The organism is Helcococcus massiliensis, from assembly GCF_900258485.1.
Taxonomy (GTDB): Bacteria; Bacillota; Clostridia; order Tissierellales; family Peptoniphilaceae; genus Helcococcus; species Helcococcus massiliensis.
In genome coordinates, this window is the sequence record NZ_OGVE01000001.1 from 131,547 (window position 1) to 155,373 (window position 23,827).

At 31.1% G+C, this 23,827-nt stretch carries 20 protein-coding genes; all 20 read right to left on the bottom strand.

Features of this window, described 5'->3' with window-relative positions; genetic code table 11:
• Positions 1-5: 5 nt before the first annotated feature.
• The 20 genes from C4Q29_RS00630 to glyA all read right to left on the bottom strand — a co-directional run bounded on the left by C4Q29_RS00630 (position 6) and on the right by glyA (position 23,817).
• A complete protein-coding gene (locus tag C4Q29_RS00630; RefSeq protein ID WP_200813098.1) occupies positions 6-653 on the bottom strand; it encodes a restriction endonuclease subunit S in 648 nt (215 codons plus the stop codon).
• A complete protein-coding gene (locus C4Q29_RS00635; RefSeq protein WP_103980894.1) occupies positions 592-1,806 on the bottom strand; it encodes a restriction endonuclease subunit S in 1,215 nt (404 codons plus the stop codon). Before C4Q29_RS00635 ends, C4Q29_RS00630 begins: the two co-directional genes overlap by 62 nt.
• On the bottom strand, positions 1,799-2,824 hold the full coding sequence (locus C4Q29_RS00640) for a virulence RhuM family protein (RefSeq protein WP_103980895.1): 1,026 nt from the start codon (positions 2,822-2,824) through the stop codon (positions 1,799-1,801). Before C4Q29_RS00640 ends, C4Q29_RS00635 begins: the two co-directional genes overlap by 8 nt.
• Positions 2,817-4,397: a type I restriction-modification system subunit M gene (locus C4Q29_RS00645; RefSeq protein WP_103980896.1), complete on the bottom strand. Its 1,581-nt coding sequence runs from the start codon at positions 4,395-4,397 to the stop codon at positions 2,817-2,819. Before C4Q29_RS00645 ends, C4Q29_RS00640 begins: the two co-directional genes overlap by 8 nt.
• A 159-nt stretch (positions 4,398-4,556) precedes the next feature.
• Positions 4,557-5,495, bottom strand: a complete 939-nt coding sequence (locus tag C4Q29_RS00650) for a 2-keto-3-deoxygluconate permease (RefSeq protein ID WP_103980897.1) — start codon at positions 5,493-5,495, stop codon at positions 4,557-4,559.
• A gap of 56 nt (positions 5,496-5,551) precedes the next feature.
• A complete protein-coding gene (locus tag C4Q29_RS00655; protein ID WP_103980898.1) occupies positions 5,552-6,307 on the bottom strand; it encodes an SDR family NAD(P)-dependent oxidoreductase in 756 nt (251 codons plus the stop codon).
• 219 nt (positions 6,308-6,526) lie between these two features.
• Positions 6,527-10,237, bottom strand: coding sequence for a DUF6359 domain-containing protein (locus tag C4Q29_RS00660; protein WP_159459174.1), 3,711 nt, complete (start codon positions 10,235-10,237; stop codon positions 6,527-6,529).
• 247 nt (positions 10,238-10,484) lie between these two features.
• Positions 10,485-11,651: a Fic family protein gene (locus C4Q29_RS00665; protein WP_103980900.1), complete on the bottom strand. Its 1,167-nt coding sequence runs from the start codon at positions 11,649-11,651 to the stop codon at positions 10,485-10,487.
• A gap of 184 nt (positions 11,652-11,835) precedes the next feature.
• On the bottom strand, positions 11,836-13,242 hold the full coding sequence (locus tag C4Q29_RS00670) for an aldehyde dehydrogenase family protein (RefSeq protein WP_103980901.1): 1,407 nt from the start codon (positions 13,240-13,242) through the stop codon (positions 11,836-11,838).
• A 585-nt stretch (positions 13,243-13,827) separates the two neighbouring features.
• On the bottom strand, positions 13,828-14,319 hold the full coding sequence (locus tag C4Q29_RS00675) for a hypothetical protein (RefSeq protein WP_103980902.1): 492 nt from the start codon (positions 14,317-14,319) through the stop codon (positions 13,828-13,830).
• A gap of 94 nt (positions 14,320-14,413) precedes the next feature.
• Complete coding sequence (locus tag C4Q29_RS00680; RefSeq protein WP_103980903.1) at positions 14,414-15,889, bottom strand: ATP-binding protein; 1,476 nt, start codon at positions 15,887-15,889, stop codon at positions 14,414-14,416.
• 5 nt (positions 15,890-15,894) lie between these two features.
• Positions 15,895-16,809, bottom strand: coding sequence for an RluA family pseudouridine synthase (locus tag C4Q29_RS00685; protein ID WP_159459175.1), 915 nt, complete (start codon positions 16,807-16,809; stop codon positions 15,895-15,897).
• Positions 16,797-17,447, bottom strand: a complete 651-nt coding sequence (locus tag C4Q29_RS00690; protein ID WP_103980905.1) for a uracil-DNA glycosylase — start codon at positions 17,445-17,447, stop codon at positions 16,797-16,799. Before C4Q29_RS00690 ends, C4Q29_RS00685 begins: the two co-directional genes overlap by 13 nt.
• A complete protein-coding gene (gene lspA, locus C4Q29_RS00695) occupies positions 17,440-17,898 on the bottom strand; it encodes a signal peptidase II (RefSeq protein WP_103980906.1) in 459 nt (152 codons plus the stop codon). Before lspA ends, C4Q29_RS00690 begins: the two co-directional genes overlap by 8 nt.
• Before the next feature lie 37 nt (positions 17,899-17,935).
• Entirely contained in the window at positions 17,936-18,466 is a 531-nt protein-coding gene (locus C4Q29_RS06410; RefSeq protein ID WP_234993999.1) for a cell division protein SepF, read from the bottom strand.
• Between the two features lie 60 nt (positions 18,467-18,526).
• The gene (locus tag C4Q29_RS00705) at positions 18,527-19,660 is read right to left on the bottom strand and encodes a biotin/lipoyl attachment domain-containing protein (protein WP_103980907.1); all 1,134 of its coding nucleotides are present in this window, start codon (positions 19,658-19,660) and stop codon (positions 18,527-18,529) included.
• Between the two features lies 1 nt (position 19,661).
• Entirely contained in the window at positions 19,662-20,651 is a 990-nt protein-coding gene (locus C4Q29_RS00710; RefSeq protein ID WP_103980908.1) for an NAD(P)H-dependent glycerol-3-phosphate dehydrogenase, read from the bottom strand.
• Between the two features lies 1 nt (position 20,652).
• Entirely contained in the window at positions 20,653-21,270 is a 618-nt protein-coding gene (gene plsY, locus C4Q29_RS00715; protein WP_103980909.1) for a glycerol-3-phosphate 1-O-acyltransferase PlsY, read from the bottom strand.
• Entirely contained in the window at positions 21,263-22,585 is a 1,323-nt protein-coding gene (gene der / locus C4Q29_RS00720; RefSeq protein ID WP_103980910.1) for a ribosome biogenesis GTPase Der, read from the bottom strand. Before der ends, plsY begins: the two co-directional genes overlap by 8 nt.
• A 2-nt stretch (positions 22,586-22,587) precedes the next feature.
• A complete protein-coding gene (glyA, locus tag C4Q29_RS00725; RefSeq protein ID WP_103980911.1) occupies positions 22,588-23,817 on the bottom strand; it encodes a serine hydroxymethyltransferase in 1,230 nt (409 codons plus the stop codon).
• Positions 23,818-23,827 lie beyond the last annotated feature (10 nt).

Genomic DNA, 23,827 nt, shown 5'->3' on the forward strand with positions numbered 1-23,827 from the left:
TTTTATTAATTAAAATCTAAAAGTTTATCACGATAATATTCATATTGCTTTTGTCTAAGTTCTATCTCTTTTGGTAAGCCCTTTTCAATATCGTGAACTAAATCATTAAAATGATCTAGTTTTTCTACTATTTTAGATTGAACTTCTAGGGGTAGGATTGGGATTTTGAAGTTTTCAATCATAGGTTTTCTTATAGATTTAACTGTAGCAGATACTGCATTTCTTTCTATATAATTTTTAAAATTTCTAACCATATAATAATAAAGAAACTTAGTGTTAATTATATTGTCAATTACATGAATTCTATATGCTCTCTGATGCAAAGCGTATTTACCAACTACATAGTGGAAAACTTCTCCTATTCCACCTTCACCAGGAATTATAATAGCTGTTTCATCAAACTGATAAGTATTATTTCTTTTAACAAATTTAGATCTAACATAAAATGGATATTTTCCATCTTTTTCTTGCTCATTTGTATTAGATCTTCCAGTACCAACTTCTGCAATCTCTCCTATTTTCTTCCATTCAAGTTCATATAATTTAACACCAACTATATTTGCTGCTTCTCTTAAAATTATATAGTAAGCATCATCTATTGTCTGTCTGTCTGTCTGTCTGTCTGTCTGTCTGTCTAGTGATTGTGTCGCTATCTAAATCAAATGTCAAAAGTTTTTCGCGATAATATTCATATTGTTTTTGTCTTTGTTCTATTTCTTCTGGTAGAAGACCTTGTGTTTGAGATACTAGATTTTGGAATTTATCTAGTATCTGCACAATTTTATTTTGTACGCTTATTGATGGTAAAGTTAATTTTATTTTATTTAAAATCGATTGTGTAAGACTTGGTCTTGTACTATCTGTACTAAGACTACTAACATCATAATTTTCTATAAAGTAAAATAAATATTTTGGTAATATTTTTTCATCATTTATTTCTGTATAAAATATAGTATCTACATTCCAGAATGGTTCTTCAAGATAAAATATATTCTGTATTGAACCTTTTCTCGGTATTAACACTGTAGGTTTATTATATGAATATTTATCTACATATTCGCCCATTTTCCCGCCACTACCATATACAGGTATAGAACCTTTACCTAAAGTTTTCCAATCTTTTCCATTTCTTATTTTTGCAACTTCTTCAAGTTCAACTATTTTTAGTATCTTATCTTCACCCTCAAAAGTTCCAAGCTTCTCAGACATCATCCTCAAATTTTCTTCACTCAATAACTCGTCCCTGTAGTACTCGTATTGCTTACCTCTTGCCTGTAATTCTGAAACATAATTTGTGAATTTGTCAAGTGTATTTACAATTTTTTCTTGAGTTTTTAGTGATGGGATTGGGATTTTAATATTTTTTATAATTGTTAAATTTAAACTTGTTAAAGCTCCTTGTCCCATACTCTTCAACTCTTCATATTTACTTGCTAAATAATAAAATAAGAATTTATAATTAATTATTGATTCATCTGTTTCTATAGCCGCAACAGATTGATTTGATGATGTTTCAAATTCCACAACAGCACTTCTAGCTACTGTAGCTCCTGTCATAGCCAATACAACACTATTTGGTCTTATTAGTTTAGCTGACGAATTATTTAAACCTTCAAAAGTAATATTTCTTTCTGCGGATGTAATAACATTGAATTTTATTTCACCAGATCTTATCCAAGGCACATCTCCATCATAGTAGGAATCTTCAGACGTTTTCGGAGTTCCACCTGCAAAACAATTCGCAATTTCTACAATTTTCTTCCACTCAACTTTTTCACCATATAATAGCTCATCTACTTTACTCATCGTCTTCCTCCATAAATGAACCTTTCAAAATTCCCTTATCAAAATCAGAAACTATTTTTTGTATTTTATTAAATTTATCATATTCTAATTTTGCTTTTTCATCAGCTGTTTTTTTGCTAATTTTTCCTTTATCTTTTAAGATTTTATATCTCCTAAAATTTAGGAATGCATTAATACTTTCAGCAAAATCTTCCATTGTAAAGGTGTTTTCATCTTCTATTAAATCTTCTACATAATCAAAAAATCCACTTACCGCTCTTTCTAATCTTCTTATTTCTTTTTCATTCAAGTAATTTTTTGCTACTGTTACATCTGATTTTAAGATTCTACCATCTGGGGAATTTTTCCAAGTTGTTAAACCCATATTTGTTTTTTTATGGTCAGCTGAACTTTCTACTATTTCGGCTGCTGTCTTTCCAGTTATTGCATAATGAAATTTATTTTGAACCATAGCATAAAAATCTTTTGTAATTTGAGAGTTTTTGTTATAGTCGATGCTACATTCTGCAAATATATCCGTTATTTGTTGCCAAATCCTTCTTTCGCTAGCTCTTATTGAGCGTACTCTTTCAAGAAGTTCCTTAAAATAATCTTTTCCAAATACATCTTGACCTTGTTTCAATCTTTCATCATCTAAAACAAAGCCCTTTTTTATATACTCTTTTAGAACAGATGTCGCCCACATTCTAAATTTTGTAGCCTTATAAGAATTAACTCTATAACCTACTGAAATTATAGCATCTAAATTATAATATTTAGTATTTGAAATTTGAGTTTTCCCTTTAATTGCACCATGTTCAGTGGTGTGTGCAAAATTTGCACATACCACTTTCTCATCTAATTCACCTTCTAAAAATATATTTTTTAAGTGCTTAGTTATTCCAGATCTATCTATACCAAAAAGCTCAGCCATTCCTTTTTGATTAATCCATATATTCTCATTTTTAACTAAAATATCTACGCTTACTTCTTCGTCTGGTAATCTATAAATTAAGAAGTTTATATTTTGATTATTCATCTTCTAGCTCTTTCACAATTTCATTTATAGAAGCTCTTAGCTCATCTATCTTATTAACTGTTTCTTCTATTTCTTGATTTAATACCTTGATGTCAATTATTTCTCTAGTATCTTCTTTTTCTACATAAGTTGATACTGATAGATTATAATCATTTTCTGCAATTTCATCTTTATCTACATATCTTGAAAAATGTTCTAGTTCTTTTCTATTTCTAAATTCTTCAACAATTTTATTTATATTCTTTTCTTCAAGTATATTATTATTTGTTTCTTTCTTAAATTCTTTACTTGCATCTATAAACAATATTTTGTTTTCCGTCTTATTCTTTGCAAGTACTAATATACATGTTGCTATAGATGTACCAAAGAAAAGATTTTCTGGTAATTGGATTACACAGTCTATAAAGTTGTTATCTACAAGGTATTCTCTTATAGCTTTTTCTGCACCCCTTCTATAAAATATTCCTGGGAAGCATACTATTGCTGCCCTTCCCTTACTTGATAAATAATGTAATGAGTGCATTATAAATGCATAGTCAGCATAAGACTTAGGAGCTAATCTTCCAGCTGGTGCAAATCTTTCATCATTTATTAAAGTTGGATCTCCATCACCAATCCATTTTATTGAATATGGTGGATTGGATACTATTGCATCAAATGGTTTTTCATCTAGAAGTCCTGGATCTAATAAAGTATCCCCCCTAATTATTGAGAACTTATCATAGTTGACATTGTGTAAAAACATGTTCATACGAGCAAGGTTAAAGTTTGTCATATTTATTTCTTGACCAAAAAATCCTTCTTCGATTATGTGTTCATCAAAATGCTTCTTCATCTGAAGCAATAGACTTCCACTTCCGCAAGTAGGGTCATATACCTTGTTTACAGTCTTTTGGCCATCCATAACTATTCTAGCAAGTAGTTTAGAAACAGTTTGAGGGGTGAAAAATTCCCCGCCTGATTTTCCGGCATTACTTGCATAATTTGAAATTAAATATTCATATGCATCACCAAAGGCATCTATATCATTATCTTCAAAATTTGAGAAATTAATACTTGCTATTCCTTTTAAGATATCTGCTAATCTTTTATTTTTTTCTTTAACAGTTCCACCAAGTCTATTACTTGTTGTATCAATATCATCAAATAATCCTTTTATATCATTTTCAGATTGATGACCTATCGCACTTCCTTCAATTTCCTTAAATATGTTTGCTAAATCTGTATTTAAATTTTCGTTTTCATAAGCAGTTTTAACTACATTTTGAAATAGTTGACTTGGAAGTATAAAGAAACCCTTGTCATCTACAGTATTTACTCTAAAATCTTTTTCTGCTAGTTCGTCTGTTATATCGGCATAATTAAAGTCTTCATTACCAACTTCATGCTCTGCCTTATTAAAGAAATCTGTAATGTTTTCTGATATAAATCTATAAAAGAGTATACCTAGTATGTACTGTTTGAAATCCCAGCCATCCACTGCACCTCTTACATCATCTGCAATCGCCCATATCTTTCTGTGAAGTTCAGACCTTTGAGCTCTTTCATTGTTTTTATTTGGTGAATTTGACATTTTAATACCTCATTTTTTTATTTTTAGTCTATATGATATATGTTATCATATTTAACACTTTACAGTTAACAAAAAATATTATCTATTAAATAATTCTTGTAATTAGGCACCAAAAAAGAGAGCCCAAGCTCTCTTTTAATTCTAATTTATTTAATTTTACTATTTGTTCTTAACATCCTTAGCATATCTTTTTGCTACTAAGCTTGTTAAAAATGGTGTCAATAGTGATGTCACAATTACAGAAGCTGTTATTTGTGATGTTGCTATACCAACTAGTGAAGCAAACTTAGCATCTGTAGCTGCTAGGGCTGCAGGTGTAGCAACGGCACTTGCTGCTGTTGAACTTATGGCTGCACCTGCTGTACCAGAACCACCAGTCATTCTTACTAGAGGAACTGTTATTATAGTACCTACTACTGCGGTGATTACACCAAGTAGGATACCTGGGAATCCACCTTCTAAGATTTGTCCTAGACTCATATTTGCACCTAGGGCAAAACCAACTAGCATTGTGATTGCAGCTCCACCACTTGATAATTTTTGTTTAAGTGATGGGAAGAAATTACCAATTATTATACCAACAACTAGTGGTAAAATACTACCTATAATTTCTGCAACTCCTATATTTGCAATTCCTGCAGAGGTTAAAGCTAACATAGTAACTGTTGGTCCTACACTCATTGTTGTAATACCTACAGCTCCTCTATCAACTTCATCACCGTATTCAGTCATTATACCTGCATACATGGCATTGTTGGCCACACTTATAGCACCGATGATTGCTAAAGAACTCAAGCCTAAGAAATCATCATTAAGTTTAAATGCTACCAATAGACCAAATGCTACTGCAAATAATATTTTTACAATAATCATTACCCCACCACGTAGTATTGCTTTTGGTGTGGATTTTAGAGAAATACCAGCACCAGTTACAACTAAGAAGGCACCAACTAGTGGTCCTGTACCTTTAACTAGTGCTGTAGTAAATCCACCAATTTCTATTACTTGTGGTATGAATGTGTTGATTAGTAAACCTATAAACATAGGAATTATAATCACACTTCCGGGGATATTAAATTTTTTCTTTCCTTTACTCATTAAAAAACTCCTAATAAAAAATAGATATGTAATTGTATATGTAAGATTAAATGATATTAACCATCTAAAGTAATACCACCATCGACATCACCAATTTCACCTGTAACGAAACTAGCTGCATCTGAAGCAAAGAATAGAATCATTTGGGCAATTTCTTTTGGTTGAGCAGCTCTTCCTAAAGGAATCATATTTACTACTCTTTGGTGTTTGTCGCTATTTGTTTGTAAGTCATTTGTCATCTTAGTTAGTGTATATGATGGGCATACAGCATTACATGCTATACCATATTTACCACCTTCTTTAGCAACAGCCTTGGTTAAACCATTAACTCCAGCTTTTGATGTTGCATAAGCAGAGGTACCTAAAAGTCCACCACCCACTTTACCTGCTACTGATGATACATTAACTATTCTTCCGCCACCATTTTCTTTGAAATATTTAAATATTTCACTGTTGGCATAGAAAGTACCATTTAAGTTTATCTTAATTGTTCTTTCAAACTCTTCGTCTGAAACTTCTTCGAATGGTAAAGTACTTACAATACCGGCACAGTTTACTAAACCATCGATCTTTCCGCTTGCTTTAATTGCATTTTGAATAGCTTCACGAACTTCTTTACTTGAAGACATATCAGCTTTAAAGAAGAAATTGCCTTCTCCAAGTCCTTCTACTACTTCTCTTGCGGCTTCTTCGTTTATATCTAAGATAGCAACTTTACCGCCACCTTCAATAATTCCATGAACCACTTCTAGTCCAATACCGTTGGCACCGCCAGTTACAATTATTGTTTTGTTTGTAAAATCAAACGCCATAATTATCCTCCTTTTTGTTTACTCTTAAAGTCTACTCCTGTGTCAATTAATTGTCAAATATTAATATGAAAAATGCGAGAAATAAATTTCGCTTAAATTTATAGTGTTTTTTACACTATACTTAACATAAAAATCTTTTCTTTGTATTATAATTTCTCTACATAGGCACAAAAAATAGACTGCCCCTAAGGACAGCCTATAATTTATTCAACTAAGTAATTAGTCTTCTTTTCTTTTTTTGGTAAATACGTAAGCTGCTGATGATAATAAAGTAACTGCTGATGTTAACATTACACCTGCATCACCTGTTTTTGGTGCTGTTTTTCCATCTTTTCCTGGTTTTTCTGTTTCTTTTTCATCAACTTTTTGATCAGATTTTTTGCTTACTACAATCTCAATTGTATTTGAAACTGTTTTACCTTTTTCTGTTTGAGTTACTTTGATTCTGTCATTTGTTTTTAGTGTCTTATCATCTGGAATTTCTACTGTCCAGTTTCCGTCTTTATCAACTTTACCTTCTAGTCTTGTTCCGTCTGGTAATTCTACTACTATGTCAGAATCTGGTTCACCCTTACCTGTTATCTTCTTGTCACCTTCTGTTACTTTGTTTACTTCTGGTGTCTTTGATTTTTCTGGTGTTGGGTTTGTACCTGTATTATCGTCATCACCTGTACCTGGTGCTGGTGTTTGATCGTCATCACCTGTTCCTGGTGCTGGTGTTTGATCATCATCACCTGTTCCTGGTGCTGGTGTTTCTATTTTTTCCCATTGAGCTACAAATGTATGGTCGGCTTCAGCTGTATACTTATCACCTGGTTGATATTCTGAACCCTTCCAGTATAGGAATTTGTAACCTTCTCTTGTTGGAGCTTCTAAAATTGTGATTTCATCACCTTTTTTAGCTTCTACATATTTGTTAGATGTAGAATCATCTGACCATGTACCACCGTTTGGATCAAATGTTAATTTAATTAATTTTGGTTCTGGTGTTTCTGGTTCTTCATCTGTTGATGTTTCTTCTACTAATTTGAAAGCTCCCCAAACTCTATTACTTGAAGCTGTAATTAGATTTTCTTTTGAAACTTCTAATGTAAATTCATTTTTATTTTCAGTTTCTTTTGCTTTATTGTATGTGTTTTCGTTTATTACTGCTTTAGTATTTTCTGGTAAATTAGATAATTTAATTGTATATGTTCCAAGATCTAAATCTTCTGTTAGATATTGTAGATTTTCATTGAAATTACCTTCTACTAATTTACCATCTTTATCTAATACTTCTACTGTAACATCTTTAGTTTTCATGTTTTCTAAGTCTCTTACTTCTAGACCTATTTGATACATTTCAACTTCTGGTTCTTCATCTGCTGGTAATTCTTTTACTGTTAGTGTAGGTCCATGATTTTTACTTGGATCTTCATATATTTCAGTCCTTGTTGCACTAAGATCTAATTTTTTACCTTCAGAGAATTTATCTGGTACAGAAACTATAGATAGTTTATATGTTCCTAAAGGTAATTGTAGATGAGGTATATTACCTTCCGCATCCATTGTGAAGATATATTCTTCACCTGTTTCTGTGTTTACAGCCTTTGATACTGCATTAGGTATTCTAGAGTAATTTCCACTTAAATCCCTATATTGAGTGTTTAATGAAACATCAATTGTTGGAATTTCTTCCTCTATAGCTTTAACTTGTACATATACTGTTCTGTTACCTAAGTTATCTCCATTTGCTTTTACAGGATATGTTAATGTATTTTCTGTTAATTCATTTCCATTTTCATCAACTATCTTAACTATTTCATAACCTGGTGTTGATAGTTCAAATGAATGTGTTCCTTTTGATAACATTGATACTAGTAATTCTTTGCCTGATAGTACTGATGTCATTTCACCTTTGTTTTCATCTTTTACTACTGTACTGAACTCTTTAATTACATCTGTATTTAATGCTCTTGTTGAGAATTTTCCACTAAACTCTTCTTCATGGAATACAAATTTTGCTCTTGCATTTTCTGATGTAATTATAGCTACTATTGTAGTATCTTTATTTATTTCTATTTCATCACCAGATTGATTTGTTACAGTATATTTTCCGCCATTTACATTGTACCCTAATAATACTTTACCTTCTGGTAATTCTAATTCTGGTAATGTTATTTTTGTTCCTTTTACTACTTCTTGTGTTTCTGGTAGTTTAACATCATCATGAGTATTTGCATTTATAGCAAAATCTACTTTTACTTTAGGATTTGTTAATACTGCTTTTATTTTTACAAATCTTGATGATGGAGTTGTATTTCCATCAAAGTCAAACACTAGTTTGTATTCTTCATCAGCATTACCGGTTAATTTAACATCTGCTTTATTTAAGTTTAATATTCTTGAACTTAATGATAATGCATCATTGGAAACTTCTAAAGTTTGACCAGTGATTGTATCTTCTAATTTTAATTTATATGTTCCACTTGGAAGAGCTTCATTAGCTGTTTTCCATTCTGTGTATCCATCTTTACCAGCTTTAGAAGCAAAGCCTGAGTATTCAAAGTTATATTCTGTACCATCTTCTCCTACTAATACTGGTCTAGGTGTTTTTTCTGTATAGTTGTCTTTGTAAATTTTGATAATTGCCTTACCATTTGGTTCGGTAAAGTCTGCATTTACTTTTACAAATCTACTTGATGGGAAGGTGTTTTTATCAAAATTAAATGTTAAGTTTAGTTCTTCATCAACTTTAGCACTTAATTTAGTTTCTTTATCAGGCAACTCATCTATTTTAGAGCTTAGTGAAGGAGCAATATTTGTTACTTCTACAGATTGTCCTTTTTCAGTTTCTCTAAATGCTAATTTATATTTTCCGCTTGGAATAGCTTCTTTATCAGTTTCCCATGTTCTTCTAAATTCACTAGTTCCTGTTGGAGAAATACTCTTGGATTTGAATTCGTATTCTGTTCCATCTTCTCCTACTAATACTGGTACAGGTCTTTTATCTGAAAAACTAAGTTGTTTAATTCCTAAGATTACTTGACCTTTTGTCTTTTCTACTTCAACTGTTTTTGTGAAGTAAAGAGACATGTTTTGATATAATCCTGTTGAATTTACATCAACTAATATCTTACCATCTTCTGTCTTTGTTAAAGCTTTATTATATTCAAATGTTCTATCATTTATTGAATATCCCTTTGGTAGGTTTAATTCTAATTCATATACTCCATGTTCAACATTCATAAAAGATATATTTGTTGAATTTTTTGTATTGTGATTATATTTAACTTCACCATTTTGCTTTAATACATATGCTGATTCACTATTATCATGAGCTTTCATTTCTTTAATAGCGCTATCTTTGTAAAGTTCTGTAATTTCTTTGAATTTACCATCTATTGCTGCATATGGTTCAAATACTAAATTAGTTTTGATTTTTTCTTCAACAACTTCTTCTTTTGTTTCTTTAACTGTTTCTTCTTTAGTTTCTATAGGGATATCGTTGTCTACAGTTACTATAGATGAAGGATTTTTTAATCCAGGTTTAGTAAAATATTTTTCTAAAGAACCAGTAATTTTTATTTTACTTCCTAGTAAATGTGGATTATCAATCAAATTATATGAACTTCTTAATTCAGTATTTTTCAATTGTACTACCATCATTTTGCTAGTATCTGTTTCATCTTTACTATCTGCTATAACTATATTAGACTTTTCATTGCCATTTAATGCAAATCCACCGGTTGCATTTTTGGCAATACCAACTATATAGCCTACTACATTTTTTGTACCGCTATTATTGTTTATAGCTTCTTGTACAGTATAAGGGTCATCTCCAGTTCCTGTACCTGCAAAGCTTGTAGTAATTCCACCTAATAATGGAAAGACTAATGCTAAGGCAAGTATTAGTGACAAAATTCTTCTAGATATATTTTTACTAATCATAAATCCTCCTAAAACATATATCCTTATTAACATTTCCGACCTATTTATATTGTATAATATATCTTCATTAAAAATGTTAAGACCATGTAAAACTTTTATATAAAAAAACTAGGAAGAATTGTTTTAAGATTCATCCTAGTATGTTTGGATACTATTATGTTATTTACTTACCAATATCCATCTTTTGTACTACCTACATATTTGATTATTTTTTTATCTGTGAGAATTTGTTATTAACAAAATTCTGCTAATCTTCCAACTCTGTTCCAGTACTTAAAATATCAACATATTCTTGATAGATAAAAACTCTATTTCTTTCTTGATTATTCGCTAATTTTAGAATTCCTATTCGTTCTAATCTTTGTACAGCTTTAGAAATTGTATTATATGACATAGATAAGTTTTCTGCAGTCTTTGAAATGTCAATAATTGGATGAGAATCTAAATATTGAAATACTTTTTCTACAGTTTCTTGGGTACTTTTTGTGAATTTTTCATTTTCAATAAGTTGAATATTATTTTCTTTTAAACTAATTATTTTATCAGCAGTGTCAATAGCTGATTTTCCACTTTTATAAATGGCCTCAAGGAAAAACTTTATCCATTGTTCATAATTCCCCGTATCTCTTACAGCCGTCATTCTATCATAATATTCAATTCTATTTTGTTTTAAAAAGTATGAAATATATAATGCGGGAGTCTTAATAACTTTCTTTTCCAGCAAATAAAGTATAATTAATAGTCTTCCTATACGTCCATTCCCATCTAAAAAAGGATGTATTGATTCAAATTGATAGTGGATTAATGCAATTCGAATTAAATGGTCTAGACCATTTTCGTCATTTATATATTTCTCCAAATCAGATAAGGCTACTTTCATATCATCAACAGCAGGAGGAATATATCTTGCATTTTTAAGTGTAGATCCATGACCTCCTATCCAATTTTGACTTCGTCTAAATTCTCCAGGATTTTTATCTTTACCACGCACGCCTGATAACAAAATCTCATGTGTTTCTAATAAAAGTTTGCTACAAATAGGTAATGTATTCAATCTTTCAATTGCATAATTCGTTGCTTTTACATAATTCACAACTTCTTCGACATCAGCATTTATATTAGAAGATATTTCCGGATTTAAAATATCGTCTAATGTCGCCTGTGTCCCCTCAATTTGAGAAGACAAAAGTGCTTCCTTTTGAACATATACAGAAATAAATAAATTCATATTTGAAATATTTTTCGCTCTATCATCAAGTATAGCTAATACATTATGAGCCTTTACTAAAATTTCAATAATATCATCGCTAATTTCGATTGGTGGATTAGGCGGCAATTTTGTCGGCATAAATGAAAAATATGATATTTCGCCGGATAATTGTTTTTTTAAATTACCAGCTCTTTCTTTTTGCATATTACTTCCTCCAATATTTTGAAATACTAATAAAATTATATCAGTCTTATTTCATAAAATCAATATTTTCTGAAATAAGATAAGCTTATTTATTTTTTTATTTCATCTAAAACTATCATAAAACAGTCAAAAAAATAGGATTGTTGCAAAATGTTCACAACAATCCCATAGTTATCGCTATTTACTATTTAACATTTATAGTCTTAGTTTCTAAGTATTCTTCTAGACCTTCTATTCCACCTTCTCTACCATAGCCACTCATCTTGTAGCCACCAAATGGTGTGCCTGTTTCACCAGCTCCATCATTTACTGTGATTGTACCAGTACGGATTAGCTTAGCAACTTCAAGTGCTTCTTCTTTCTTTCCAAATACGGCTCCGGATAGACCATAGTCTGTATCATTGGCTACTTCTATAGCTTCTTCTTTGTCTTTTACATAGATTACAGAAAGTACAGGTCCAAATATTTCATCTCTGGCAATGATGGAATCATTCTTCACATTGGTAAATACTATTGGATTTACATAGTAACCTTTTTCTGGAAAGTCGTAATCACCTTCTATTAAAACATCGGCTATATTTCTGCCTTCTTCAATATACTTTGTTACCTTGTCGTATTGTTTTTTAGATGCCAAAGGTCCGGATATACTATTTAAATCGTTTGGATCTCCAACTGTAAAGTCTGGGAATTGTTTTTTAACTTCAGCTTCAAACTCTTCTCTTAAAGATTCTAAAACTATGGCACGTGACCAAGCAGCGCAAGTTTGTCCAGCATTTCTAATCACTATACCAAGCATTTGTTTTACACCAATTTCTAGATATTCTTTATCTAAGAATATAGCTGGAGACTTACCACCTAATTCTAAGGTAGTTCTTTTAACTGTTTCTTGGGCAAGTTTAGCAACCTCACTACCGCCCTTGGTAGAGCCTGTAAAAGAAATTACATCGATATACTTACTTGTAGCTATGGCATTACCAACTTCTCCACCAGCTCCTGTAACAAGGTTTAATACTCCCTTAGGAAGTCCAGCCTTTTCAAAGCCATCTACTACATAATATGCTACTAGAGGTGTTTGTTGACTTGGCTTCAATACAATTGTATTTCCTGCGAGGATAGCAAATACAACTTTTTGAATGATTTGTCCAAGAGGATAGTTCCAAGGTGTTAAGCATCCGATAACTCCTGCAGGCTCCTTAACGATAAGAGCTTCCCCATCTCTTCTTGAAAATTCATAATCTTTAACTATTTCAATATACTTTTCTACACGGTCTATTTGTGATTGTACATGGGTCTTTTTAGAAAATTCAATTGGTGATCCTAGTTCCTTAGTAATCAATTCAGCAATCTCATCTAGATTTTCCTTCAAATAGTCTGCAAATTTTTCCATTATTGCTATTCTTTCATCCAGACTAGTTTTACTAAAGGTCTTGAAGGATTCTCTTGCCGCTAAGGCAGCTTTTTCAACATCTTCTTCATTTCCCCTAGGAACTCTACCTATAATTTCATTTGTTGCTGGATTTTCAACTTCTATAAATTTACCTGAATTAGAATCTACATATTCACCATTTATATATAGCTTTTCAAAGTTCATGTTGGCTCCTTTTTATTTTATGCTCGCTTTCAACTTATAAGTATAGATACCCTGGAAAGCTTAGATCTAAACTTGGGATATGAATTTCTAGATATAAATTTTGACTTAGATATGGATTTCATGTCAGGATAAGAAAGTCGCTAAATAGACATGAATAATTAATTATGGTTTTCATGATAGGATAAGAAAGTATCTAAATAGACATGAATAATTAATTATGGTTTTCATGATAGGATAAGAAAGTATCTAAATAGACATGAAAATTTAGCTCTAGATTTCATGACAGATAAAAATATGGCTAAATAGACATGAAAATTTAGCTCTGGATTTCATGACAGTAGAAGAAAATCGCTAAATAGACATGAATGTTTGACTCTAGATTCATGACAGGAGAAGAAAAGCTCAAAATAGGCATGAAAATTTTGAAGCTTTCCTCCAAAAAATTGATATTAATTCCTGATGTTAATGAATCTTAGTATTGATTCCTCTTATATACTATTTAATGCAAAAAACCAAAGACAAATATTGTAAATGTCTCTAGTTTTATGTTCAACTTTACGGTCAAATTGTTTTGAGTTTATTTATTTACTTATAAATCACCTGCAACTTCAACAAATAGTCTTCTTCAATATCAGAAAAAGCCTTGTCTAATTCATTTACATTATGATGTTTTAAAATAATTTCATGAGCATCACTTGTAAATTTAAATGCTTGTATATATGGAGATGGTCCTTCCAATTCTTCTTTTATATCTACTTTACTTCTTTTATAGTTGTCTAATAAAATATCTTTTTGATTGATAGACCATTGAGCTATACCTGATCCTACTGGAAGTACTAGTTCAATTTCATTATTATCTTCTTCAATTTCTATAGTTACTGCTTCAACTATTTTCTCTCCAGCATATAAGTCTTTTATCTTATACTCTCTTCCATTTATTAGTATTGTATCTGTTTTAGGATATCCTTGACTGTTCAATGGGAATTGCTTATCTGGATTTTTACATGTACAAGCTGTTAGTAGTAAAACTGTTGTAAGTAAAATAATTGAGCTTAAATACTTTTTGTAGTTAATCATAATATACACCTCTCAATAATGATATCTATGTAAACATCTTCAACTTAAATATATTATTATGATATGTTTTTGTCAATATTTAAGCTATTTATTATCAAAACCTCTGATAAGCCATAGCCTCATAAACATGATGAATTTCAACATTTTCAACATTCTCAATATCTGCAATAGTCCTTGCAACTTTTATAATATTATCTATAGATCTTCTCGAATATTCATTAGTCCTTAATTTACTTTCTAAATATTCTTTTATCTTGTCATTTAGATGAATATATTCATTTATATCTTTTGAATTTATATTCCCATTATACTTTTCGTTTGATCCATATCTATTTGTTTGCTTGTCCATACACTTATTTATATTTTCTTTTACTTCTTCTATATCATACTTTTCTTTTTTAGGACTTAGGTATTTAGGTAAGTTTACACTCAATTTGATTTGAAACCTATCAAGGATGGACTGGTCTATCTTGTTATTATGTCTAGTGATTTCCCCTGGACTGCAGGTGCACTTGGTATTTGTACCTAGGTTTCCACATGGACAGGGATTCATAAGTCCTATGATATTGAAGGCTACTGGAGAGTCTATATAGGTCAACCCCTTGGAATTGTTGTCCATTAGAAGCTTGATAGTAGTCAATATATTTTTTGGATATTGGTTTATTTCATCTAAGAGAAGTGAAGAATAATTCATGAGACTTACAAGACCATACTTGTTTTTATTTCCTACAAGTTTGCTAAGGGTCAAATCACTTTTCACCTCGACTAGGCTATGGTAAAGAATGGGAATTTGATCATTAAAATATGAAGAATAAAGATTACTTGCTATCAACTTACCCTTGTAGTCTAAGGACGGCATTAGATTTTTTATAGCCTGCAGGGTCATAGTTTTTCCAGAACCTATTGCTCCTTTTATCAAAATATGGTGTTTACCAGCTATAGCTATTAATAAGGCTCTTACCAGGGCTGCCTGGTCTATTACATCATTGATATCAATCTGACTATCCCTAAATGGATTCCTATCTTCTTCTTTTATATCTACGTCTTCCTGACCCACATTGTCCTTTAATTTATGGATCAACTCCCTTAAGTCTTTTATATAAATGATTTCAATATCTTTATGATATAAATTTACGCCATAGTTGCCATATGGGATATATAGCCTTTTTATCTTATTTTCTAAGGTAAATTTTACTATCCTATATGGATTTTCTAATTCTAAAAATTCTCCATTAAAATTTATCTCACCTAGAAAAACTCCATCATATGTTTTATCAATATAGCCTTGATTTTCAAGAATGCTAAGGGCTATAGCCATATCATATATTTTAGTCTTGTCATTAAATTCATTTATGGAGCTTTGAATTTTAATATTGCCATATGGAAATTTTAAATTAAAAAAATTAAAGGCAGAATTAATCCTATCCCTAGCTTCCTCAGAATATTTTCTGGAAGTTGAAGATATGTTGAAATAATTCATGCCTTTATTTATCTTGCATTTTATCGTGATCAGCTGATCATTTTGGTATTTACTTGTATCTAAAAGTATGGTTTTTATATTGCTTAACATTAATCCTATTCCCCTTTAAAAATGATATTATAATATTTTTCAAATTCGGGGTCTGGATCTATTTCAAATTTAAGATTTTCACCAGTAATAGGATGGTTAAATTCTAAGTGGTATGCCTGCAAGAGCTGGCCACTAATATTAAACTTGGACTTTATTTTATTGTAGTCCTTATCACCAAGTATAGGTCTATTTATACTTGCCAGGTGGACTCTTATCTGATGGGTCCTTCCAGTAAGGAGGTCAATGTCCAGTAAAGAATATTCTTCATTGGATTCTATCACTTTATAGGATGTTAAAGCATATTTCCCATCTTCAGTCACTTCCATGATCTTCCTATTGCTTTTCGACCTGCCAATAGGACTTTCAATAGTTCCTTTATCATGGTCAAAGCTTCCATTTACTATGGCCCTATATTTTTTGATAATTTCCCTAGACTTAAATAGGTCTTTTAACTTTTGCATGGCTTCTTCATTTAAGGCAACTGCTAATAGCCCACTGGTATCCATATCTAGCCTGTGGACAATACCCGGCCTATCTGTACCATTTAAAGCCGGTAAGTTATCAAACTTGTAAAGTAAAAAGTTTACCAGTGTATGAGACCTTATCTTATTTGTTGGATGAGTAATGATACCCTTTGGCTTATTGATAATAGCAATATCAGCATCCTGGTAGATAATTTCAAGTTTTAAGTCTTCTGGCAAAATTTCTTCAAGCTTAAAGGCATCCATATCTATGGTGATGAGATCATCTTCTTTTACTAAGTATGAAGGCTTTACACTTGAGTCATTCACGTTTATAGTCTTCTTTTTTATTTGCTCGCTAATTTTAGATCTAGAAATATCTTCAAAGTAGTCAGCTAAATATGAATCTAATCTTTCATTATCATCGGATGAAACTAAAATTTTATTTATGTTCGCCAATCTATTTTGTCCTTTCCTAGTTTTTCTAATTCCTCATTTGCCTTTGAAAAAATACCTGACTGGTTGAATCCCCTATAGGCTCCTAAAGGCGATGGATGTGAGGTCTCTAAAATTATATTGTTTGCTTCAATAAGTTTTTTCTTATCTTGGGCTTGTCTGCCAAAAAGTAAGAAAACTACATTAGCTTTTTGAGAAATTCTGTTTATGACTATATCTGTAAATTTTCCCCAATAGGTGTTTTTATAGTAATTAGCCTGACCTTGTCTAGAAGTAAGAATAGTATTTAATAAAAACACTCCTTGCTTGGCCCAAGAGCTTAAGTCACCATTTGTATTTGAAATATTTAAATCTCTTTCAATTTCTTTGAATATATTTCTTAATGATGGCGGAAGTTTAACTCCCTCATTCACTGAAAAAGCCAGTCCATTTGCCTGGCCTTCTTGGTAGTAGGGATCTTGCCCCAAAATAACTAGCTTTACATCCTTATAATCAGTTAAGTTAAAGGCTTCAAAAAGCTGGTCCTTGGGAGGATATACTGTGTGATTATCATAGTCCTTGTAAATTTCATTTAAAAATGATTTAAATTCATTTGATTCTAAAATATCAGCTAAAATATCATTCCAACCATTATTAAACATGCTTGTCCTCAAAAAATAGAGTGTAAATAATAATTACAATGGCTGATAAGGTGATATAAATATCTGCAAAATTAAAAACAGGAAAATCATATATCCCACCTAGTGGCGAGAATATAAAGTCTACTACATAGTTAAATCTTATCCTATCAATTAGATTACCTATGGCCCCTGCCATAATTATAACAAGAATGGTTTTATAAAAACTGTCAACTTTGTTACCATTTTTTAACAAGTAGTAAAGCATTCCAAACACAACAATAAACGTAATTATAGTAAAGAATATAGTTGCGTTTTGCATGATACCAAAGGCCGCTCCGGAATTTTCTACATAGGTCAAATGCAGCCAATCTTTTATTATAATAATATCTTCTTTGCCCTTTAAATTTAAAATAGCAAAGTGTTTACTTATTTGGTCTATAGCTAGTAAAACTATAAATAGTATTACATACATATTTTCTCCTATTAAAAAAGGGCTTAAAGCCCTTTAATTAGATTTGATATAAACTTTTGTCTGTTACTGTTTTTGCTAGCTTGTCGTTGATTTCTACTCCTTCAGGAACTAATACATAAATGTCTTTAGTTACGTTTGAAATAGAACCATTTACTGAATATAATCCGCCGCTAACAAAGTAAAATATTTGTGTTTTCTTATCTACTTCAAGCATTTCAAGGTTTAATACAACTGTTTTGCCTTCTAAAATATCATCTAATACAGCTTTACTATCTTCGTATGTTAAAGGTTCTCTTATACTTACTTGCATATCACTCTTTGAACCATAAGATCTTTTCACAGGATTTGATTTTTTGCTTGCTTGTGAACTTGCAGCTGGTGTATAGCTACTTTCATATGATCTTTTTGGTTTTTCCTCCTCTTTTACTTCATTAAAATAAGATTCACTTGTGTCTTCTTCAGATTTTACATCTTCATCATAATCATCATAGTCTTCATAGTATTCATCTTCTTCATAGTATTCGTCTTCGATACCTACAAAGTCTTTTACTTTATCCCAAAAACTCATGTTCCCCTCCTAAGTATTTTTATTATATTATATATTATTTAATTAATAATTACTAATTTTTTAATAATAGTCGCCTTCTTTGTAATCCTGAGGATTTAATATAACCTTTGAAAAAGATTCTAACTTGTTAAATTGTAAGTCTTCATTATTTAATTTTCTAGGAAATATGACATTAAAATTTGAACTTACATATAGGAATTCGTCATCTTCGTCAAAAACTTTTACCGGTGCAAAGTATACCTTCCTATTACTTACATAATATAAGCCAGTATAGTCACCCATATGCACTAAAGCTTTTTTAGGAATTTTATATAATTCCTTGTTGGATGTTTCCATTTGCACATTTACAAATCTTTTATCATATAATTTTTCAATTTCATCTATCAATTTAAATTTAATGATAAAACCATCATCAATATTTGTGATACTTTCAAAACTTCCTTGTACTTCTAGGTCATCAATTTTTAATTTACTATCCTTTAGCTTTGATTTATCAAGTAAATTGATATCCTCCAAATAGGAATATATATAATAATTTTCATTATTTATATATTTTAGTCCCTTTATCTTTTCACTATTATTTACTTCAGAATCTTTTAAAAAGTCCCAATTTATATCATTAATATCCGTAGATAATAGTGACTCATATCCATCGTAGTAGTTTAATAAATATCCTGAACCTACAGTTTTTATCGCCTTATTGTTTAAATAACTTTCTAAATACGCCTTACCCTTATCATATAATTCTTTATCCATATTTGGATTGGAAAAATATGATAATTTTAGCTTATTGTAGTTGTTTTCAAATATATCTTTCTTTAATAAGTTAAAACTAGTCTTATCTAGATTACTTGATGTAAATTCAGTCTTGTCAGCTATTTCTTTAAGCTTTTCAGCTTCAGCATAGGCTTCGGAAAAAGTTGATCCTTGGATGACACTTTGTGACCTATATAGCTTGTTTGCATCTAAAGAAATATCTACATCAGAAAAATTTTCTAAGACATATTCATCAAAGACTAAAACAGAAGCAAGGTCAATATGTCTGGATTTATCTTCTGGATTTCCTATGTTGTATAGGTTATCTTCTTTAATTTTATTATCTAATACATTAATGGCAAGAATAATTATTACTATAAGTGCTATTATCCCTCCAATTAAAAAGTATTTATTATTATTATTTCTTCGCTTTTTCATATTAAAGTTCAAATTCCGATTTTGTCTCTTTAGTCATCAATTCTTTTATCGCCTTGTTGAAGTCCATATTTTCATATAGGATCTTGTAAATAACATTGGTGATTGGCATGTAAATATGTTTTTCTCTCGAAATATTATATAGGGCCTTAGCTGTTGGTATACCTTCAACAACCATTCCTATATCATTTTCTAAAGAGTCTATAGTGTGGCCTTGGCCAATAAGCTCTCCAGCCTTTCTATTTCTAGAATGTTTAGAATTTGCTGTAACCATCAAGTCTCCAAGTCCTGCAAGCCCATAAAGGGTATTTCTTTGCCCGCCCATGGCTACGCAAAATCTTGTCATTTCATGGATACCTCTGGTTAAAATAGCGGCCTTTGAATTGTCTCCGAATTCAACACCATCTAAGATACCTGCTCCGATAGCTAAAACATTTTTAACAGCTCCACCATATTCAGTACCTATTAAATCATCATTGGTATAGATCCTTAGGGTTTCACTATTTAGCAAGTCTTGGATTTCACATGATAAGTTATGGTCTAAACTTGCGCATACTAAGGATGTAGGTACAGATTTTATAACTTCTTCAGCATGGGATGGACCTGACAAACTTACAAATTTTACCTTAGGTAAAAACTCTGCAAATATTTCAGAGATTCTCTTATTTGTAGAAACTTCAATCCCCTTTGATAGGTTTATAATTACTGAATCATCATTAAAGTAGTCATGTTTTTTTTCAAGCATTTTTCTAATAGCTTGAGTTGGAATAGCATTTATAATATATTTATTTTTAAGTAAACTTTCTATGTCAGAACTAGCCTTTATATTTGGATTTAAGACATATTCTGACAAGTACCTGTCATTTCTATGGTCATTGTTGATTGACTCAATAGTCTTTTCATTTCTTACATATAGGTCTATATCATATTTTTTTGAAAGCTCTTGGGATATAGCTGTTCCCCAGCTACCTCCACCTAATACAGTTATTCTCATATTATTCTTCCAATCTGCTTATAGTATTTTCTTCATTATTTATAAGTCTTATTATATTACTTCTGTGGCTATATATAATGATAATTGAATTTATCAAGGTCATTATAAACCAAGCTGTGTTTCCTTGGAAGCCAACATATACTAGTACAGTTAAAGTTATAATAATTGATGTCAGTGACATTATTTTGAATAGTAGATTTATAGCAACTAACTCAGCAATTTGTATCAAGAAAACAATTGGGGAGAAATACAGGTTTACTCCAAAGGATGTTGCCATGCCCTTACCACCTTTAAAACCATGATATATAGGCCATACATGGCCAATTATTACGGCCACACCAGCTATGTATTTGGCGTAGTCTCGTATTGAAACAAAGTAGTTTGTGGCTAGGTAGTTTGCAATAAAGACCGCTAAGTATCCCTTAGCAAAGTCTATAACTAATGAAATTAATGAATATTTTAATCCATAGGCCCTAAAGGTATTTGTTGTACCAGCATTGCCACTTCCCTTTTCCCTAATATCTTCTTTGAAAAAAGTTTTACTTACAAACATGGATCCTGAAATAGATCCTATCAAATATGCTAGTAGAAATATAAGTATACTGTTCAAATTAAACATCGAATCTCCTACTTCTTACTTCAAAGGTCAATGGAACACCCCTGAATGAATAATTTTCTCTTAATTTATTTTCAATAAATCTTAAGTATGAAAAATGCATTAATTCTTCATCATTTACATAGATTATAAACTTAGGTGGTCTTGTTGTAACTTGTGTCATATAGTAAATTTTCAAGACCTTACCTTTTTTACTCTTTGGTGGATTTAACAACATGGCATCTCTTAAAATGGTATTTAAGCTACCTGTTTTTATCCTAAAGCTATAATTTTCATCTACTTGGTCAATTAATTCAAACAACTTATCAATCCTTGCTTCATCCTTTACTGATATAAAGGCTATTGGTGCATAAGATGCGAAAGTTATTTTATTTCTTATTTCATGTTCAAAGTCTCTCATAGTGTTGGTAGACTTTTCAATAAGGTCCCACTTATTTACAACAATAATGGAAGCTTTTCTATTATCATGGGCATAACCGATAATTTTTGTATCTTGTTCAGTTACACCTTCTTCTGCATCTATGAAGAATAAAACCATATCTGCAGAATCTATAGCGTTATATGTCCTGATAGCTGAAAATCTTTCTACCCTTGAATCAACAGACCTTTGTCTTCTAAGTCCAGCTGTATCTATAAAGGTATATTTATTTCTATTTCTTTCAAAATCACTGTCTATAGGATCTCTTGTTGTACCAGGTATATTAGAAACTATAGATCTTTCTTCACCTATTAACATATTTACAAAGGATGATTTACCGACATTTGGCTTACCTATAACAGCAATCTTAAGTCTATCATCATCATCTTTATCCATATCTCTATTTGGGAATTTTTCAACTATAGCGTCTAATAGATCTCCTAGGCCATAGCCTTGTTCAGCAGAAATTATATGCAGTTCTTCAAATCCAAGAGTGTAGAAGTCATAAACTGAAAGAGGTGTTTCTCTTTGTTCAATCTTGTTTACAACTACCATTATTTCTCTTCCAGACTTTCTTAACTTTTCAGCTATAAGCTCATCTAAACTTGTAATTCCTGCTCTACCATCAACTAAAAGGATGATAAGGTCTGAGGAATCGATAGCTAAGTTAGCTTGGTTTTCAATATCTTTATTGAAATCACCACTATCATCTAACTCTAATCCACCTGTATCAACTAGGGTAAAGTGATTATTTTGCCATTCTACTTCGCTATATAGCCTATCCCTTGTTATACCAGGGGTATCTTCTGTAATGGATAATCTCTTACCAACTAATTTATTAAATAAAGTCGACTTCCCAACATTGGGTCTTCCTATTATACTTACTATTGGTTTAGCCATTTTTACTCCTTATATAAAGGGAATCTAGATGTCAATTCCTTTACTTTTTTACTAATATTTTCTTTACTATCTTTATCAAGTAACAAGTCTGCAATTAATTGGGCTACATAAGACATGTCATCTTCTTTTAAGCCCCTACTTGTCATTGCAGGTGTACCTATTCTAATACCTGATGTTACAACAGGTCCTTTTTTATCGTTTGGAATGGTATTTTTATTTACTGTTATATGCACTTCATCTAACATAGCTTCAGCTTCCTTACCTGTGTAGGCTGTGCTAGTTAAGTCAAGCAATAATAAATGGTTGTCTGTACCACCAGATACTAATCTTATACCATTTTTGGTGAATGTCTTTTCCATAGCCTTGGCATTTTTTATAACTTGATTTTGGTAATCTTTGAACTCATCAGACATAGCTTCTTTAAAGGCAACAGCCTTTGCTGCTATGATGTGTTCTAAAGGTCCACCCTGGCTACCTGGAAAGATTGATTTATCAATAGCCTTGGCATACTTTTCTGTAGATAAGATAAAGGCCCCCCTTGGTCCTCTCAAAGTCTTGTGACTAGTAGATGTAACTACATCAGCATATGGTACTGGACTTTGGTGAAGTCCTGCAGCTACCAAACCTGCAATATGAGCCATATCAACCATAAATATAGCTCCAACCTCATCACAGATTTCTCTAAATTTGCTAAAGTCTATTTTCCTTGGATAAGCAGAAGCTCCTGCTAATATCATTTTTGGTTTCTCTTTAATAGCTAATTCTCTTAGCTTATCATAGTCAATAAGCTCTGTTTCTGGATCTAAACTATAGTGGATAAAGTTATATAATTTACCAGAAAATGAAACTGGTGACCCGTGAGTTAGGTGTCCACCTTCACTGAGGGACATACTTAAAACTTTGTCACCCGGTTCTAGTAAGGCCATGTAAGCTGCAAGGTTTGCAGATGAACCACTATGGGCTTGGACATTTGCATGTTCACTACCATAAAGTTTTTTAGCTCTTTCTATGGCTAGACTTTCTATTTCGTCAATATACTCACAACCACCATAGTATCTCCTATTTGGATATCCTTCTGCATACTTGTTGGTTAAGATAGAACCAGCAGCTTCAAGAATTGCAGGAGAAACAAAGTTTTCTGAAGCAATCAGCTCTATATTATTTTCTTGCCTATTTTTTTCTTTTTCAATCATTTGGTATAAATCATTATCAAATTGCTTCAGATATTTCATATTTGCTCCT